14 protein-coding genes and 1 tRNA gene are annotated in these 16,134 nt (G+C 52.2%); 9 read left to right on the top strand and 6 right to left on the bottom strand.

Annotated features, from left to right (window positions below; translation table 11 throughout):
* Window positions 1-215: 215 nt before the first annotated feature.
* Window positions 216-1,253 carry an RluA family pseudouridine synthase gene (locus EDD53_RS05410; RefSeq protein WP_123792141.1) on the bottom strand — a complete coding sequence of 346 codons (1,038 nt, stop codon included), beginning with the start codon at window positions 1,251-1,253 and terminating at the stop codon, window positions 216-218.
* Between EDD53_RS05410 and EDD53_RS05415 the strand changes: the two genes are divergently transcribed.
* On the top strand, window positions 1,252-1,602 hold the full coding sequence (locus EDD53_RS05415; protein WP_246002223.1) for a DUF6476 family protein: 351 nt from the start codon (window positions 1,252-1,254) through the stop codon (window positions 1,600-1,602). The genes EDD53_RS05410 and EDD53_RS05415 overlap by 2 nt on opposite strands.
* Window positions 1,603-1,695: 93 nt before the next feature.
* Window positions 1,696-2,217, top strand: a complete 522-nt coding sequence (locus tag EDD53_RS05420; protein ID WP_123792142.1) for a winged helix DNA-binding protein — start codon at window positions 1,696-1,698, stop codon at window positions 2,215-2,217.
* Here EDD53_RS05420 and EDD53_RS05425 read toward each other — a convergent pair.
* The 3 genes from EDD53_RS05425 to EDD53_RS05435 form a co-directional block, all read right to left on the bottom strand.
* Window positions 2,214-3,515, bottom strand: a complete 1,302-nt coding sequence (locus EDD53_RS05425) for a TRAP transporter large permease (RefSeq protein WP_123792143.1) — start codon at window positions 3,513-3,515, stop codon at window positions 2,214-2,216. The genes EDD53_RS05420 and EDD53_RS05425 overlap by 4 nt on opposite strands.
* 2 nt (window positions 3,516-3,517) lie before the next feature.
* Window positions 3,518-4,042, bottom strand: coding sequence for a TRAP transporter small permease (locus tag EDD53_RS05430; protein ID WP_246002224.1), 525 nt, complete (start codon window positions 4,040-4,042; stop codon window positions 3,518-3,520).
* Window positions 4,043-4,126: 84 nt separating this feature from the next.
* Complete coding sequence (locus EDD53_RS05435) at window positions 4,127-5,086, bottom strand: TRAP transporter substrate-binding protein (protein WP_123792144.1); 960 nt, start codon at window positions 5,084-5,086, stop codon at window positions 4,127-4,129.
* Window positions 5,087-5,205: 119 nt separating this feature from the next.
* On the opposite strand from EDD53_RS05435, the gene EDD53_RS05440 reads away from it, so the two are divergent.
* Window positions 5,206-8,805 (top strand): hydantoinase B/oxoprolinase family protein, encoded by a 3,600-nt coding sequence (locus tag EDD53_RS05440; RefSeq protein WP_123792145.1) that lies wholly within the window; start codon window positions 5,206-5,208, stop codon window positions 8,803-8,805.
* A gap of 51 nt (window positions 8,806-8,856) precedes the next feature.
* Here the strand turns inward: EDD53_RS05440 and EDD53_RS05445 are convergent, their stop codons facing one another.
* Window positions 8,857-9,729 (bottom strand): MurR/RpiR family transcriptional regulator, encoded by an 873-nt coding sequence (locus EDD53_RS05445; protein WP_123792146.1) that lies wholly within the window; start codon window positions 9,727-9,729, stop codon window positions 8,857-8,859.
* A 123-nt stretch (window positions 9,730-9,852) separates the two neighbouring features.
* On the opposite strand from EDD53_RS05445, the gene EDD53_RS05450 reads away from it, so the two are divergent.
* From EDD53_RS05450 to EDD53_RS05465, 4 genes are all read left to right on the top strand, one after another.
* Window positions 9,853-10,659, top strand: a complete 807-nt coding sequence (locus EDD53_RS05450; RefSeq protein ID WP_123792147.1) for an N-formylglutamate amidohydrolase — start codon at window positions 9,853-9,855, stop codon at window positions 10,657-10,659.
* Window positions 10,660-10,785: 126 nt separating this feature from the next.
* Complete coding sequence (locus tag EDD53_RS05455; protein ID WP_123792148.1) at window positions 10,786-12,336, top strand: bifunctional GNAT family N-acetyltransferase/carbon-nitrogen hydrolase family protein; 1,551 nt, start codon at window positions 10,786-10,788, stop codon at window positions 12,334-12,336.
* A gap of 67 nt (window positions 12,337-12,403) precedes the next feature.
* The gene (locus EDD53_RS05460; protein ID WP_123792149.1) at window positions 12,404-13,786 is read left to right on the top strand and encodes an aldehyde dehydrogenase family protein; all 1,383 of its coding nucleotides are present in this window, start codon (window positions 12,404-12,406) and stop codon (window positions 13,784-13,786) included.
* A 4-nt stretch (window positions 13,787-13,790) separates the two neighbouring features.
* Window positions 13,791-14,936, top strand: a complete 1,146-nt coding sequence (locus EDD53_RS05465) for an iron-containing alcohol dehydrogenase (RefSeq protein WP_123792150.1) — start codon at window positions 13,791-13,793, stop codon at window positions 14,934-14,936.
* Window positions 14,937-15,098: 162 nt separating this feature from the next.
* On the opposite strand, the gene EDD53_RS05470 is transcribed toward EDD53_RS05465, so the two are convergent.
* Window positions 15,099-15,175 (bottom strand) — tRNA-His (locus tag EDD53_RS05470).
* 192 nt (window positions 15,176-15,367) lie between these two features.
* Between EDD53_RS05470 and EDD53_RS05475 the strand changes: the two genes are divergently transcribed.
* Both EDD53_RS05475 and EDD53_RS05480 read left to right on the top strand, forming a co-directional pair.
* On the top strand, window positions 15,368-15,556 hold the full coding sequence (locus EDD53_RS05475) for a DUF6324 family protein (RefSeq protein ID WP_123792151.1): 189 nt from the start codon (window positions 15,368-15,370) through the stop codon (window positions 15,554-15,556).
* Between the two features lie 72 nt (window positions 15,557-15,628).
* A complete protein-coding gene (locus tag EDD53_RS05480) occupies window positions 15,629-16,051 on the top strand; it encodes an SRPBCC family protein (protein WP_123792152.1) in 423 nt (140 codons plus the stop codon).
* Window positions 16,052-16,134 lie beyond the last annotated feature (83 nt).

The following is a 16,134-nucleotide window of genomic DNA, read 5'->3' on the forward strand; positions in this document are numbered from 1 at the left end:
GTCCTGACCTGATGTAACAGGTGTTAACATGTAAAATAGGATCTTCGTCATACGGTTCAAGGGGCAGCGCATAAATAGGCGTATTATCGCGCGGCCATCACTCTTTATACGAATGATGACCCCCATTCCGTCGGTGGTCTAGAATGAAATAGCAGGATCACGCATATGTGCGCAATTGACATAAATATACCCAAACCGCGCAGCGGCTGTGCAAATTAGCGCAAAAGCTCGATCAGATCAGCCATATCGGCTGGCAAAGGTGCTTCAAACCGAATGTCCTCGCCCGTGACAGGATGCACAAACCCCAAAACCGCAGCATGCAAAGCCTGACGTGGAAAAGCTGCCACAGCTTCGCGCGCAGCATCGCTCACGCCCGCTTTATGCGACAGTTTGCGCTTGCCGCCATAGGTCTGATCGCCAATCAAACCATGGCCTGCATGGGTCATATGCACGCGGATCTGATGGGTGCGTCCCGTTTCCAACCAACATTCCACCAAGGATAATTGCACAGGGGTGCCGAATGTATCGACCACACGCGCGCGGGTGATCGCATGCCGCCCCTCAGTAAAGGAGACGGCTTGTTTTTGACGATCATGCTTGTGACGCCCCAACATCGTGGTGATGCGCAGAATGTTTGAGCCTTCAAAGCTGACCCCCTTCACACCGCGCAAGCGCGGGTCCATGATGTCCGGCATACTGTAAACCAGCGCCGTGTATTTGCGCTCTACTGTGTGCTTTTCAAACTGCTTGGCCAGACTTTGATGTGCCACATCACTTTTGGCCACAACCAAAAGCCCCGATGTGTCTTTATCAATGCGGTGGACAATACCAGGGCGCTTTTCACCGCCAATTCCAGACAGGCTGTCACCACAATGATGCATTAAAGCATTGACCAAAGTGCCGCTCGGCGAACCAGGTGCAGGATGGACAACCATGCCCACAGGCTTGTTCACCACGATGAGATCATCATCTTCATAGATCACATCGAGCGGTATATCCTCAGCCACCAAGTGACTTTCAGTGGGCTGTTCGACCGTGATTATCACCTGCGCGCCCTCGGCAATCTTGGCTTTTTGATCCAGCGCAGGCTTGCCATTGACCACAACCGCACCTTCGGCGATCAATTTCGCCAAACGAGACCGAGAGAGCAAAGCCTCGGCTGGTACATCGCGCGCAATCGCTTTATCAAGACGATTAGGCGGGTTTTCCGCGATGGTAAATTCGACTGTGACGACAGGAGCGCTGAGAGACATGACTGATCCGGTAAAAGGCGATCTTGCGACCGAAAACAATTGGGGTGATCCGAAAGCGATGGCGGGGCTGACTTTAATGCGCCGTTTGGTGACATCGCTTTTGGTCGTGATGATTTTGGGGTTCCTACTCCTGATCGGGCTGCTTGTCACCCGTTTCCCCACGTTGAACGCCCCTGTAAGCTATGATTTCCCTGAAAATATCACTTTGCCTGCGGGCATTTCAGCGCAAAACTTTACCCGTGGCCCTGATTGGGTTGGCATCGTCACCGATAAAAACGCTTTTCTGATCTTTGATGCGACCACTGGCGAGCTGCGTCAAACTGTCGAAATCCAATCAGCCACGCAATAGAATTGCCGATCCAACATTGATTTAACCAAAAGACTTGGAAAATTCGCCTGCGTTTCGTAAACTTAACGTCCGCGAAATCGAAAGGTATAGTCAATGTCCTCTTCAGAACCCACCTCACGCCGTATCGTTTCTTCACGCCACTTGGCCGATGGCGAAAATTGGGAAGCTTCAGAAGTCGAATACGGCATGATCATTGCCTATAATGCTTTCTCACGCTGGATGACCCGTTGCATGTCTGCGGCGGGCAATACCGATTTGACACCTTTGGAAATTCTCGTCTTGCACAATTCGAACCATCGTGCCCGCGACAAGCGTTTGACTGACATCTGTTTTCTTTTGAACATCGAAGATACGCATACGGTGAATTATGCCCTGCGCAAACTCTTGAAGATGGAACTTTTGACATCGGAAAAGCGCGGCAAGGAAGTCTTTTACAGCGCCTCGGAAAAGGGAAAAGAACTGTGCCAAGCCTACCGCACTGTGCGGGAAGGGTGCTTTTTGGATGGCCTGTCGCGCGTCGGACTAACAGGGGAAGAAATGCGCGAACTCGCGGCCAACTTGCGTGCCCTGTCAGGGCACTATGAACAAGCCAGCCGCGCAGCTGCTTCGCTTTAATTGCCCATCATATTCGGCAAAACTGTAACGATTTGCGGGAAAATGCAGATCAAAACAACGCCCAATAAGAGCAATAGGAAAAACGGGAATGCGGCTTTTGCGATGCGCAAAATGTCGATTCCCGTGAGCCCTTGGATGACAAACAGATTGAACCCAACAGGCGGCGTAATCTGACTCATTTCCACCACGACCACCAAGTAAATTCCGAACCACAAGGGATCAATTCCAACGGCTGCAACCATTGGCATGATGATGGATGTGGTTAACACAATCACTGAAATACCATCCAAAAAACACCCAAGGATGATAAAGAAAATCGTCAAGGCGACCAATAAAGCCCCCGCTGACAGGTTCATTTCGGAAATCCAAGTCGCCAAATTACGCGGCAATCCTGTAAACCCCATCGCCACCGACAAAAACGCAGCGCCCAGCAAAATCAAGGCGATCATGCATGAGGTGCGCGTGGCTGACATCACAGCGTCAAAAAACAAACGCCACGAGAAAGCCCCCGATGCAAAGGCGAGAACCGTCGCCAGAACCACTCCCAACGCTGCGGCGTCTGTGGGCGATGCAAGCCCGCCGTAAATGGACCCGATCACTCCGCCAATCAGCAAACCAACAGGGATTAAGCGTTTGGATGCTTTAACTTTTTCCCAGAACGAAAACTTTTCATCGATTGTTGGGATCAAAGCAGGATTCATCCAAGCGCGTACGGCAACATAGGCCGCAAACAGACCAATCAACATAAGACCAGGCAAGATGCCCGCAACAAAAAGACGCGCAATAGACTGCTCGGTCGCCACGCCGTAAACGATCAAAATAATCGAAGGTGGGATCAAAAGCCCCAAAGTGGCTGACCCTGCAAGAGTGCCCAAAATCAAGCTTTCAGGATAACCCCGTTTGGTCAATTCTGGCACTGACATGCGCCCGATGGTGGCCGCCGTTGCCGCAGACGATCCCGACACAGCCGCGAAAATAGCACAGCCAAAAATATTAACATGCAGCAAGCGACCAGGCGCACGGCTTAGCCATGGCACAAGGCCCGAAAACATGTCGTCGCTCATGCGTGACCTGAGCAGGATTTCTCCCATTAATATAAACAAGGGCAAAGCCGTCAAAGACCAACTATATGAATGCCCCCAGAATGTGGTCGCCAAGATCAAACCTGCAGGCGCATTAGAGAAAAACACCAAAGCCGAGAGACCCACCAAGGTTAAGGCGACAGCAACCCAAACGCCTGCCGCCAAAAGGCCGATCAACAAAACCAAAAGTGTAAGTGCAATAAATGGATCAGACATGTTTACACCTCATCTGGCGTTGAAAGCACAGGCGCTTTCGCACGGATTAAATCGACGAATGTGTGAACAACTGACACCAGCAACAAGAAAGAGCCAAATGCAGCAATGCTTTGCGGCATCCACAATGGCACGGGAATGATCCCACTGGACACGTCATTGTAATGGAAGCTTTCCAAAACCAATGCCCCCATGAACCATGTCAGAAAACCAAGCAAGGCAATGGCAAGCAGTAGGACAAAGCCTTCAAGTACAAATTGAACATTTTGCGGCATTCGGCTGGACACAAGGTTGACCCGAATATGCCCCCCTGCCCGCAGCGTATGCGCCATGGCGAGAAAGCTGGCCCCCGCAAGCATAAAGCCTGAAAAATCAGCATAGGACGGAATAGTTGTTGGCAAAACACCAGGGGCAAGTCGACTGGCCCCGTTCAATAAAATCTGCCCAGAGATCAGCAAACAAATGCACAAGATCAAACCACCCGACACCATGCCGCAGACATCGTAAAGTTTTTGAAGTTGACGGCCCATCGTCGAAATTTCCCCTCTAAAGATGCATAAAGATGCAAAAATGGTCGACAGCACTATGGCTGCCGACCAAGAAACGCTTTGGCTTTATTGAGCGTATGCGTCGAGGATCGCGATTGCATCTTCAGAAGCCGTCGCGCGCAGGCTTTCCAACATGGTCGCACCGATTTCTTGTAGACCAGCGGTCAATTCTGCACTGGGCTCGTAAACCGACATGCCGTTAACGTCCAATGCCTCAGTCATACTGATCGCTTCTGCTTTTGACATCTCCCAACCGCGCGTTTGCGCTGTGGCAGCAGCGTCAAGAACTGCAGCTTGCACATCTTCATCCAAGCCATCAAAAACGCGTTTATTCACGACCACGATGTTTTTAGGCACCCAAGCGTTGATCGCAGAGTAGTGAGATACAAAATCCCAAGCGGTAGAGTTAACACCTGTTGAGGGTGACGTGATCATCGCATCGACCTGACCTGTGGAAAAGGCTTGCGGCAAGTCAGGCGCTTCGACTTGAACAGGGGCTGCACCTGCCAAAGTTGCGAATTCTTCAAGCGCTGCATTGTATGCGCGGAAACGTTTGCCGTTGAGATCTTCAACTGTTTTGATTTCGCCAGTTGTGTACAAACCCTGAGCAGGCCACGGCACTGAGAACAAAGGCATCAGGCCTTCTTGCGCCAAAAGATCTGTGACAACTGGGCTTTGAACATCCCATAATTTTTGCGCGTCCTCATAGCTGGTCGCCAAGAACGGTTGGCTATCGAGCCCATAAGCGGCATCTTCGTTGGATAGGCGTGACAAAAAGAATTCACCGATTTGCACTTGGCGACCGCGCACTGCGGATTTGATTTCAGCGTGCGGGATCAATGAGCCTGCGGAATGCACTGTGATGTCCAAATCGCCGTCTGTCGCTGTACGCACGTCGGTTGCGAACTGAATGATATTTTGTGTGTGAAACGTGCTGTCGCCGTAGGGGGTCGGCATGTCCCATTTGTCTGCATAGGCTGCCGTCGTCATCATCAAGGCTGCCGAGGTAAGGATAAAGTGTTTCATGTGTCTCTCCGTGTTGGTGTTGTTAAATGCTTTGTGCGAATCTATTCGATTTCATTACATTGACAATTTGTCAGCGTTATACGCATAAATCAATAACGAATTGATTCTTGGAGATAGAGATGGCTGATACCTGCACAAAAAAATGGCAGTTCTGGGTGGATCGCGGCGGCACCTTTACAGATATCGTTGCGCGCAAGCCTGACGGCGGATTATTGACCCACAAGCTTCTGTCAGAAAATTCCGAGATTTATCCCGACGCGGCGGTCCATGGAATCAAATCACTCTTGGGTCTCGAAGGATCGCAAGATATTGAAACTGGTAAGATTTCTGCGGTGAAGATGGGAACCACCGTTGCCACAAACGCGCTTTTGGAGCGCAAAGGTGAACCCACCGTTTTGATGATCACCAAAGGCTTAAGAGACCTTTTGCGCATCGGCTATCAGAACCGCCCTGACCTGTTCGACCTCAACATTCAATTGCCTGAACTGCTGTATAAAGAGGCAATTGAAGTGAATGAACGCGTCGATGCAGATGGGAAAATCATCACCCCTTTGGATCTCGAATCAGCACGGACAGAGTTGCAAAATGCCTATGATGCTGGTCTGCGTTCAGTCGCGATCGCGCTTATGCATGGCTATAAATACACGGACCACGAAATAAAATTGGGCGCATTGGCACAAGACATCGGCTTTACGCAAGTTTCGCTGAGCCACAAAGCCAGCCCGCTGATCAAATTGGTCTCTCGCGGGGATACGGCCGTGGTAGATGCCTATCTTTCCCCCATTTTACGCCGCTATGTCGAACAAGTCGCCAATGCTTTGAACGCAGAAAACGGCGGCTGCGACAGCTTGATGTTCATGCAATCCAGCGGCGGTTTGACCGATGCGCGCATGTTCCAAGGCAAAGACGCCATTTTGTCAGGCCCCGCGGGTGGCGTGGTTGGGATGGTGCGCACGGCCGCCTCCCAAGGCTTTGACAAATTGATCGGCTTTGACATGGGCGGCACATCCACTGATGTCTGTCACTATGCAGGCGAATTTGAACGCAGCTTCGAGACAGAAGTGGCGGGCGTGCGCATGCGTGCCCCGATGATGTCAATCCACACGGTCGCAGCTGGCGGCGGATCGATCCTGTCCTATAAAGATGGACGTATGCAGGTCGGCCCCGAAAGTGCTGGCGCCAACCCTGGTCCCTGCGCCTACCGCCGTGGCGGACCTTTGACTGTGACCGATTGTAACGTGCTCTTGGGCAAATTGCAGCCCTCTGAATTCCCATCTGTCTTTGGCCCGAACGCTGACGACCCCCTTGATGCACAGGCGGTGCGGGACAAATTTGAAGCGCTGGCCAAAGAGATCGGTGGTGGCAAATCCGTTGAAGAAATCGCAGAAGGATTCTTGCGCATCGCTGTTGAAAACATGGCGCAAGCGATCAAGAAAATCAGCGTTCAACGTGGGTATGACGTGACCAAATACACGATGAATTGCTTTGGCGGCGCGGGCGGCCAACACGCCTGTCTCGTGGCCGATGCCTTGGGTATGGAAAGCATTTATATCCATCCCTTCGCAGGCGTTCTTTCTGCCTTTGGCATGGGGTTGGCCGATGTGCGTGCCATCCATGAATACCAATTTGCCAAAGCTTTGACGGCCTTGGACCAAGCGCAATCAGCCGTCGACACCTTGACCCAAAAAGCGACAAAAGAAGTTACAGATCAAGGTATTGCGTCAGATGATGTCTCCATCATTGTCAGTGCTCATATTCGCACAGACGGCGCGCATCAAACCCTTGAAGTGCCTTACGGTGACGCGGATGCGATGACCCAAGCCTTTCATGAGGCGCACCAGCAACGCTTTGGCTTTGTGCCCCAATATGACGAGCTGATCATTGATCTTTTGGTGGCCGAAGCCATCGGATCTACAGGCGAAACTGTGGTTTTGCCCGATACGATCAGTGCCGAAAACCAGCGCACTGCCAAGATGTTTAGCAAAGGCGAATGGCGTGAGGTGCCCTTGGTGAATCGCAGCAATTTGGGCTTAGGCGACAAGGTTGATGGCCCTGCGATTTTAACGGAACCGACTGGCACCAATATATTGGAAGACGGATGGCAGGCAGAATGCGCAGCAGGCGGCAATTTGATCTTGCGCCGCGTTGTGCCTTTGGCGCGCCGCGAAGCGATCGGCACATCTGTCGATCCGGTCATGCTGGAAGTGTTCAACAACCTATATATGTCCATCGCCGAACAAATGGGCGCGACCTTGGCCAACACGGCCTACTCTGTAAACATCAAAGAACGCTACGATTTTTCCTGTGCTATCTTTGATGCCAATGGCGATCTTGTAGCCAATGCGCCGCATGTGCCCGTGCACCTTGGCTCTATGTCCGATTCCGTGCGCAAAATATTAGAGCAAAACGCAGGCGATATTTGCCCCGGCGATGTGTTTATGATGAACAACCCGTTCAATGGCGGCACCCATTTGCCCGACGTGACCGTGATTACACCTGTCTTTGATGCGGCAGGCGAAAACATTATCTACACAGTCGGATCACGTGGTCACCACGCGGATATCGGCGGCACCACACCAGGATCGGCCCCGCCCGATAGCTCACATATCGAACATGAAGGCGTGTTGATCGACAATTTCCGATTGGTAAAACAGGGTGAATTGCAACATGCTGAAACGCGTGCTCTTTTGGCGTCAGGCAAATACCCCTGCCGCAATATTGATCAAAACATGGCCGATTTGGCCGCGCAAATCGCTGCCAATGAAACTGGCGTGCAAGAGCTAACCAAGATCACCGAACAATTTGGGCTTGAAGTCGTGCATGCTTACATGGGCCATGTTCAAGACAATGCCGAAGAAAGCGTGCGCCGCGTCTTGGATGTTTTGCATGACTGCAACTTCACCTACCCATTGGATAGCGGAGCGCAAATCCAAGTGGCCATCACGGTAGACAAAGCCAAGCGCGAGGCCATGATCGATTTCACAGGCACATCAGACCAAGACGCGCTGAATTACAACGCGCCCAAATCGATCTGTAGCGCTGTCGTTCTATATGTTTTCCGCACGCTTGTTGGGTCGAATATTCCCATGAACGAAGGCTGCATGAAACCGCTTACATTGAACGTGCCCGAAGGCAGTATGATCAATCCACGCAGTCCTGCTGCGGTGATTTCAGGCAATACAGAAGTCAGCCAAGCCATCGCCGATACGCTTTACGGCGCTTTGGGCGTGATTGCAGGCAGCCAAGGCACGATGAACAATTTCGTTTACGGCAATGACACCTACCAAAACTACGAAACCATCTGTGGGGGTGCGGGTGCAGGCAATGGGTTTGATGGCGCCAGTGCCGTGCACACCCATATGACCAACACGCGCATGACAGATCCTGAAGTCTTGGAAACGCGTTTCCCTGTGCGCGTCGATGAATTTTCGATCCGTCAGGGCTCGGGCGGTGCGGGTCAGTGGACAGGCGGCAACGGAATTATCCGCAAATTACGCTTCCTCGAAAATATGACGGTGACGGTTTTGTCATCGCATCGCAAAATCCCGACCCAAGGGGCTGCGGGCGGCGAAACGGGTCAAGTGGGCGAAAATTCGGTGATCCGCGCCAATGGGGCCCAGCTTTCCCTTGAGGGGAATGACGCTGTGAACATGCTTGTGAATGATGTCTTTGTGCTAAAAACGCCAGGTGGTGGTGGTTACGGCCCTAAAGCCAGCTAAAGCAGCCAAGGCAACCTAAAACGCCCGCGCCACATCAGGTCGCGGGCGTTTTTATGTGAACTTTCGAAACTGCTTGGTTTGGTCGAACATATCTTCCAAGGCCTTTATCCTGCCTTTTGTTTCGCCCCAGGTAAGGTTTTGTACCGTCGAAATCATGGTTTCTAACAACAAAAGCGGTGTCACAGCGGAATCCCAAGCAGAGGGCACCACAATGCGGCAACTAAAGCTGAAGTCGGCAATCTGATGGATCGGCGAACGCCACTGATCGGTGATCAAGATCACTTTAGCCCCTTTCTCATGCGCCATTTGCGCCAGTTTGAACGAATTGTTTTCATAGCGCCTCATGTCAAATATCACCAAGACATCGTCTTTTTTCATATCCAGCAAATAATGCGGCCAAGCGCTCGAGGACGATTGAATATGCGTCACCTTCGGGCGCACCACTTGCAGATGCGAAAAGAAATACTCAGCCAAAGTCTGAGTCAAACGCCCGCCCGTGATGCATAATGAATGTTGCTTGTCCGCGATCAAAGCACAGGCTTGATCAAAGGCAACGGGATCGATGTGCGCCAAGCTTTGTCGGATATTATGGATCACCGCATCCGTAAAACTGTTGAGCACATGTTCTGTGGGCGCAGCTTCGGCCCATGTATCGTGCTTGGCAATCGGGTCTTGCACCTTGGCTTTCAGTTCTTCGCGCAATTCCGTTTGAAAATCCAAATAGCCGTTGAACCCAAGTTTTTGCACCATGCGCGCAACTGTCGGCACTGAAACTTTCGCATCCTTGGCCAAGGCACTTAAAGGGCCGAGCCCCGATGCAGGATAGTTCTCCAAAATGGAATGCGCCAGCTGACGTTCAGCCCGTGTTAGATCATCAAGATGATTTTGAATGCGGTCAGAAATGGTCAATGAATTTTGCGACATCGGCTGCGCCCTCTAATTTTGATAAAATAAATAATATCGTAATTCATTTTGATATATTTTTATCATATTTGTGTTGACAGTCTGCAGTATTGGCAAGAGATTTATTCAACTGGAGACACATTCATGCCAACGCATAGCACTGACCATTCCCCATTGGATTTCGTTTTGAACGCAACAGGCAGATCGTCAATCCTATTGGTTTGCGAACATGCAACACCATATATTCCACTTACTTTCAATGGTTTGGGCCTATCTGAGCTAGATCAAAAAAGCCACGCAGCATGGGATATCGGCGCGATAGGTCTTACAAAATATCTATCGCAACACTTGAATGCAGTCGCAATTGTAGGGGCCGTGTCGCGGCTTGTCTATGACTGCAACCGTCCGCCCTATGCGCCTGATGCTATGCCTGAGCGCAGCGAAATCATCGACATTCCAGGCAATAAAAATCTCAGCCAAGCAGATCGCGATGCGCGCATCACCACCTACTACACCCCGTTTCACGCGGCAGTTTCTGCGCAGGTAGCGAAAACCAGATGTCCTATTATCGTCACTATTCACAGCTTTACCCCAGTGTATCACGGCCAAAAACGCGATCTGGAGATAGGCATTTTACATGATACAGACAGCCGTTTGGCCGATGCCATGCTGGAGAGCGCGACGCATTTTTACCCAGGCACTGTGCAACGCAATGCGCCCTACGGCCCAGAAGATGGCGTCACCCATACCTTACAAACCCATGCCCTGCCCGCAGGTTTGCCCAACGTGATGCTAGAAATTCGCAACGACCTGATCACAACCGACCAGCAGCAAAAAGACATGGCCCAGCTCTTGGCGCAATGGATCGCGCAATCTTGTGCAAATCTTGCACAAGCAACACGAGCGATCGATGACACGCCCCCTGCCCCCCAGCACTGCAGAACGGTATGAGGCAACCAAGACCGCCACGCAAAGCTTCCTGCGAAATCGCTTTTTGTCGCTCAAGAAATAGGTCATCATTCGACCAAATTCACCTCAACATCGCGTTGTCATCGCCACGCTTGAAAGTACCGAAATATGCCCCCCGCTAAACCCAAATCCACTGTCGTTGTTCGCAATCTCACCCATCAAGACATTCCCAGCGTCAGATCACTGGTCGAACGCGTCTACCCCGACGAAGATACATACACGATCAGTATGATGGTCGGACAGATCAACAGGTTCCCTGAAGGTCAATTTGTGGTGCTGATTGATGGCGATATAGTGGGCTATGCCGCGACCTTTCGCATCACTGAATCCCAAGCCTTTAAACCCCATGATTGGGTGGGGATCACGGGCAACGGGCATCTATCGCGTCATGATGAAAACGGCGATTGGCTCTACGGGATGGAGGTCTGCGTTGACCCCAACAGGCGCCGCTTGAAGATTGGCAACAGGCTGTACAATGCACGGATGCAACTGTGTCAAGAGCTTCAATTAAAAGGGATTTTATTTGGCGGGCGCATGCCTGGCTATGATCGAAAACGCAAACTTTACCCCAATCCCGCGGACTATTTGCAAGCCGTCATCGACAATAAAATCAAGGATTCCGTGATCTCATTTCACCGCCGTATGGGGTTCGAACCCTCTGGCGTGTTGGAAAACTATTCACCAACAGATACGCCTTCTGGCGGGCATGCGACCTTGATGGTTTGGAAAAACCACGACTATACAGAGCCTGAAGCATCGGGGGTGATTGGCCGCGTGAACCGCGATCTTGTCCGCATCGTTTCGGTGCAAAAACAGGCGCGCACCATTACCCATGTCGATGAATTTTTCTCTGCACTCGATTATTTTGTCGGCGTGGCAGCAGATTACAAAGGCGACTTTGTGCTCTTCCCCGAATTGTTCAGCCTTGAACTTTTATCATGCGAAGCTGAGGTCGCCCCCGATGTGGCGATTGCGCGCATGACCGAATACACGGACCGCTTTGTGCAGCATATGTCGCAACTGGCGGTGCGCTGCAATATTAACATCATTGGCGGGTCACACCCAACGAAAACGGACGACGGCGATATTCAAAACGTCGGCTATGTGTTCTTGCGGGATGGGTCTGTGCAAATGCAAGAAAAGCTGCACCCGACCCCTGATGAAAAATACTGGTGGAGCATCCAAGGTGGCGATGAAATCAATGTAATCCAAACCGATTGTGGCCCGATTGGCGTGATGATTTGCTACGATAGTGAATTCCCTGAAATCGGTCGCAGATTGGCAGATCAAGGCGCACAGATCCTCTTTGTGCCCTATTGCACAGACACGCGCCAAGGCCATTTGCGGGTGAAATATTGCTGTCAGGCCAGAGCGATTGAAAACCAGCTTTTTGTCGCGACCTCAGGCATGGTGGGCAACTTGAAAAACGTGGCCAATATCGACATCAACTATGCGCAATCTGCGATCTACACGCCCAGCGATTTCACATTTGCCCGCGACGGCATCGCAGCAGAAGCAACAGAAAACGCCGAAATGGTGATCGTCGCCGATGTGGACCTGTCCAACCTGCGCCACGCCCGCGCCCAAGGCGAGGTGCGCAATCTCAAAGACCGTAGGCTCGACCTGTATAACGTGAAATGGAAAGAGCCGCGTAAATAGCGCGGCCTTTCAAACGGTTCCCCAAACATCCCCAAAGCGCGGGTCAGCGCAGTTTTTCGAGGCCCCTATGACACCGACCGACTTGATTTGCACCTCTCCGATTGATGGGTCGGTCTACGCCACCCGCAAAGCCCTGAGCCGCGCGGCCGCCATAAGTGCCGTGGAGGATGCTCGCGCCGCGCAAAAAGCATGGGCCGCCCGCCCGCTGGATGAGCGCATAGCCCTTGTGCGTGCGGGCGTGGCTGCAATCGGCGCTATGAATGATGAAATCGTGCCAGAACTGGCGCATCAAATGGGGCGCCCTGTGCGCTACGGCGGGGAATTTGGCGGCTTTGAACAACGCGCCAGCCATATGGCTGATATCGCAACCGAGGCGCTTGCCCCCATCGAAGTGGAAGACAGTGCTGACTTTCGCCGTGTGATCAAACGCGTGCCGCATGGCGTTATCTTGGTCGTGGCCCCGTGGAATTACCCTTACATGACGGCGATCAACTCTGTGGCCCCTGCATTGATTGCGGGCAATGCTGTGATGTTGAAACATGCCTCGCAAACGCTCTTGGTGGGCGAACGCTTGGCGCAGGCCTTTCACAGCGTTGGCATTCCTGAAGCCGTGTTTCAAAACGTGTTTCTCGATCACCAAACCACATCTGATTTGATTGCTGCGCGTCACTTTGATTTTGTGAATTTCACGGGGTCTGTTGCAGGCGGCAAAGCTATGGAAGCCGCAGCCAGCGGAACCTTTACAGGTTTAGGGTTGGAACTGGGCGGCAAAGACCCCGCCTATGTGATGGAAGACGCGGATCTCGATGCAGCGGTGGAGACCTTGATGGATGGGGCGATGTTCAATTCTGGGCAATGCTGTTGCGGCATCGAACGCATCTATGTGCATGACAGCCTGTTTGACGCCTTCGTGGAAAAAGCAGTGACCATCGTCAAAAATTACAAGCTGGGCAATCCATTGGACGCAGCCACGACCCTTGGCCCGATGGCCCATGTGCGCTTTGCCGATGAGGTTCGCGCGCAGACAGCCGATGCGATTGCCAAGGGCGCTAAAGCACATATTGACCCCGCAGATTTCCCTCAAGATGGCGGCGCTTATCTGATGCCGCAAATCTTGACCAATGTGCGCCACGACATGCGCGTGATGCGCGAGGAAAGCTTTGGCCCTGTCGTGGGCATCATGCCTGTAAAATCTGATTCTGAGGCCATCCGCCTAATGAATGACAGCGATTTCGGCCTGACCGCATCCCTTTGGACCAAAGACATAGACCGCGCAGAATTTATTGCCGATCAAATCGAAACAGGCACCGTGTTTATGAACCGCGCAGATTACCTTGATCCTGCCCTCTGCTGGACAGGCTGCAAAGACACTGGGCGCGGCGGTGGATTGTCTGTCATCGGTTATCACAATCTGACCCGCCCCAAATCCTACCACCTGAAAAAGGCCTAAGCCCATGAATATGATCGCAAATTGGTCTTACCCGACTGCAATTCGTTTTGGCGCAGGGCGCATATCGGAAATCGGTGAGGCCTGTAAAAGCGCAGGGATCACCCGCCCACTTTTGATCACAGATCGCGGGTTAGGCGCGATGCAGATCACCAAAGATACTCTGACATTGCTTGAGGCTGCGGGCCTCGGGGCGGCGCTATTTTGTGATGTCGATCCCAACCCTAACGAAAAAAACGTCACCGCAGGCCTCGTGGCCTATAAAGACGGCGGCCATGACGGGGTGATCGCCTTTGGCGGTGGTTCAGGTTTGGATCTGGGCAAGGTGGTGGCCTTTATGGCAGGGCAAAGCCGCCCATTGTGGGATTTCGAAGACATAGGCGATTGGTGGACCCGCGCCGATGCAGATGCGATCGCGCCGATCATCGCTGTGCCCACCACCGCTGGCACAGGCTCAGAAGTGGGGCGCGCTTCAGTCATCACCAATTCAGAAACGGCGGAAAAGAAAATCATCTTTCACCCCAAGATTTTGCCCACAATCGTGATTTGCGATCCTGAATTGACCGTAGGTATGCCCAATTTCATCACGGCAGGCACGGGGCTTGATGCTTTCGCCCATTGCGTCGAAGCCTATTGTTCACCCCATTACCACCCCATGTCGCAGGGCATCGCGCTGGAAGGCATGCGTTTGGTCAAAGACCACCTGCCCCGCGCTTATAATGATGGCACAGATTTAGAGGCCCGCGCCCATATGATGTCTGCGGCTTTGATGGGCGCCACGGGGTTTCAAAAGGGCTTGGGCGCGATCCATGCGCTGTCGCATCCCATTGGCGCGATCTATCACAGCCATCACGGCACCACCAATGCGGTCTGCATGCCTGCGGTTTTGCAATTTAACAAACCTGCGATCACTGGCGTGATTGAACAGGCCGCGCGCTATCTTGATATTTCAGGCGGCTTTGACGGGTTTTGTGCCTATGTGGCAGACCTGAATGCATCGCTGGGCATTCCCAAAACCCTGTCAGGTCTGGGCATCGAAAATCCTGACATAGACCGCATTGTGGCTGGCGCTTTGAAAGATCCAAGCACGGGCGGCAATCCGATTGAGATGACGCCCGAGAACACGCGCGCCTTATTGTTGAACATCATCTAAGGGAAAAGCAGGTCAGAAAAAAAGGGCGCAGGCATCAGCTTTGCGCCTTTTTCATGATGCTTATGCGATGACTGTCCAGCGCGTTATGACAGGGCCCGCGCAAAAGGCCAAACACAGGCAGGCCGTTAAAGCATATAAAACTGTCTGTATATGTAGGGGGAATGGTACCACCTCCTGGTCTCGAACCAGGGACCTCCTGATCCACAATCAGGCGCTCTAACCAACTGAGCTAAGGCGGCACGCTGGGGGTGATTTACGGAAGGTGCTGGGTGAATGCAAGAGCAAGATTGTGCAATTTGGTGATTTTTTTCACCGCAACCAATCTACAGCAATCGGATGACACCTTTCGATCGCCCAACCCGCCCAAAGCCCACCCTTGCACAGCACAGGATTTGGGCCTATTTCAAAAGCTAATCCAAAGGAGCAAGATGATGAGCATCAATAAAGAAAGCGATATCGAAGCCAACATCCAAATCGGCCCCACCACGCTTGGCATGGTGCGCATCTATATCGAAGGCGAGGGTTTGGAAATTCCGATGGATTTCGACCCTGAGGAAGCTGAAGAAATCGCCGAAGAAATTCGCGCTGCCGCCGCACAAGCGCGCACAATGGCAAAATAATCATTTGCCCTCGGGCGCCGTTTTTTAAGCGCATCCCACGTATCGTATTTGCGCCAGAAAAAGGACGCCCCAATGACTGATAATACCCTTAGAAAATCCATCTACGTCAAAGCATCACGTGCACAGGTTTGGGGCTATTTGACAGACCCTGAATTGTTGAAGACATGGTTCCATGCCCCCAAAGCGCCATTGGCCTTGGGCGAGCACTTTGAAATGTCAGGCCGTGACAACGGTGAGAAACTGGTTTGGGGGCGTGTGCGTGATTTTTCTGAAGACGAGCGCTTGGAATACACCTTTACGATTTCGCAGCTTGATGGCGTCAAATCCAAAGTCATTTGGACCTTGAAAGACGCAGAGCCAGGCACACGCGTGTCACTGGTGCATTCTGGCCTGCCGCGTGGCGCGAAAGACTTTGATTTGCTTTTGGCGCTTGATAAGGGGTGGGATGGGCATCTTGCAGATCTACGCGCGCAATTGATTGCGCTGACCGCCTGATCGCGGCGCGACATCGCTGATGAGATTGACGCAAATCCGCCGATCTCATCGCCATCATCCAACTAAAGCACCAAGCCCCTTGC

The sequence above is a fragment of the Pacificibacter maritimus genome (assembly GCF_003814915.1).
GTDB classification, from domain to species: domain Bacteria; phylum Pseudomonadota; class Alphaproteobacteria; order Rhodobacterales; family Rhodobacteraceae; genus Celeribacter; species Celeribacter maritimus.

Bases quoted from the DNA above. Each gene is read 5' to 3' on its own strand.
- EDD53_RS05415 (WP_246002223.1), top strand. From the start codon at position 1,252: ATGACTGATCCGGTAAAAGGCGATCTTGCGACCGAAAACAATTGGGGT.
- EDD53_RS05410 (WP_123792141.1), bottom strand. From the start codon at position 1,253: ATGTCTCTCAGCGCTCCTGTCGTCACAGTCGAATTTACCATCGCGGAA.
- EDD53_RS05420 (WP_123792142.1), top strand. From the start codon at position 1,696: ATGTCCTCTTCAGAACCCACCTCACGCCGTATCGTTTCTTCACGCCAC.
- EDD53_RS05425 (WP_123792143.1), bottom strand. From the start codon at position 3,515: ATGTCTGATCCATTTATTGCACTTACACTTTTGGTTTTGTTGATCGGC.
- EDD53_RS05430 (WP_246002224.1), bottom strand. From the start codon at position 4,042: ATGGGCCGTCAACTTCAAAAACTTTACGATGTCTGCGGCATGGTGTCG.
- EDD53_RS05435 (WP_123792144.1), bottom strand. From the start codon at position 5,086: ATGAAACACTTTATCCTTACCTCGGCAGCCTTGATGATGACGACGGCA.
- EDD53_RS05440 (WP_123792145.1), top strand. From the start codon at position 5,206: ATGGCTGATACCTGCACAAAAAAATGGCAGTTCTGGGTGGATCGCGGC.
- EDD53_RS05445 (WP_123792146.1), bottom strand. From the start codon at position 9,729: ATGTCGCAAAATTCATTGACCATTTCTGACCGCATTCAAAATCATCTT.
- EDD53_RS05450 (WP_123792147.1), top strand. From the start codon at position 9,853: ATGCCAACGCATAGCACTGACCATTCCCCATTGGATTTCGTTTTGAAC.
- EDD53_RS05455 (WP_123792148.1), top strand. From the start codon at position 10,786: ATGCCCCCCGCTAAACCCAAATCCACTGTCGTTGTTCGCAATCTCACC.
- EDD53_RS05460 (WP_123792149.1), top strand. From the start codon at position 12,404: ATGACACCGACCGACTTGATTTGCACCTCTCCGATTGATGGGTCGGTC.
- EDD53_RS05465 (WP_123792150.1), top strand. From the start codon at position 13,791: ATGAATATGATCGCAAATTGGTCTTACCCGACTGCAATTCGTTTTGGC.
- EDD53_RS05475 (WP_123792151.1), top strand. From the start codon at position 15,368: ATGAGCATCAATAAAGAAAGCGATATCGAAGCCAACATCCAAATCGGC.
- EDD53_RS05480 (WP_123792152.1), top strand. From the start codon at position 15,629: ATGACTGATAATACCCTTAGAAAATCCATCTACGTCAAAGCATCACGT.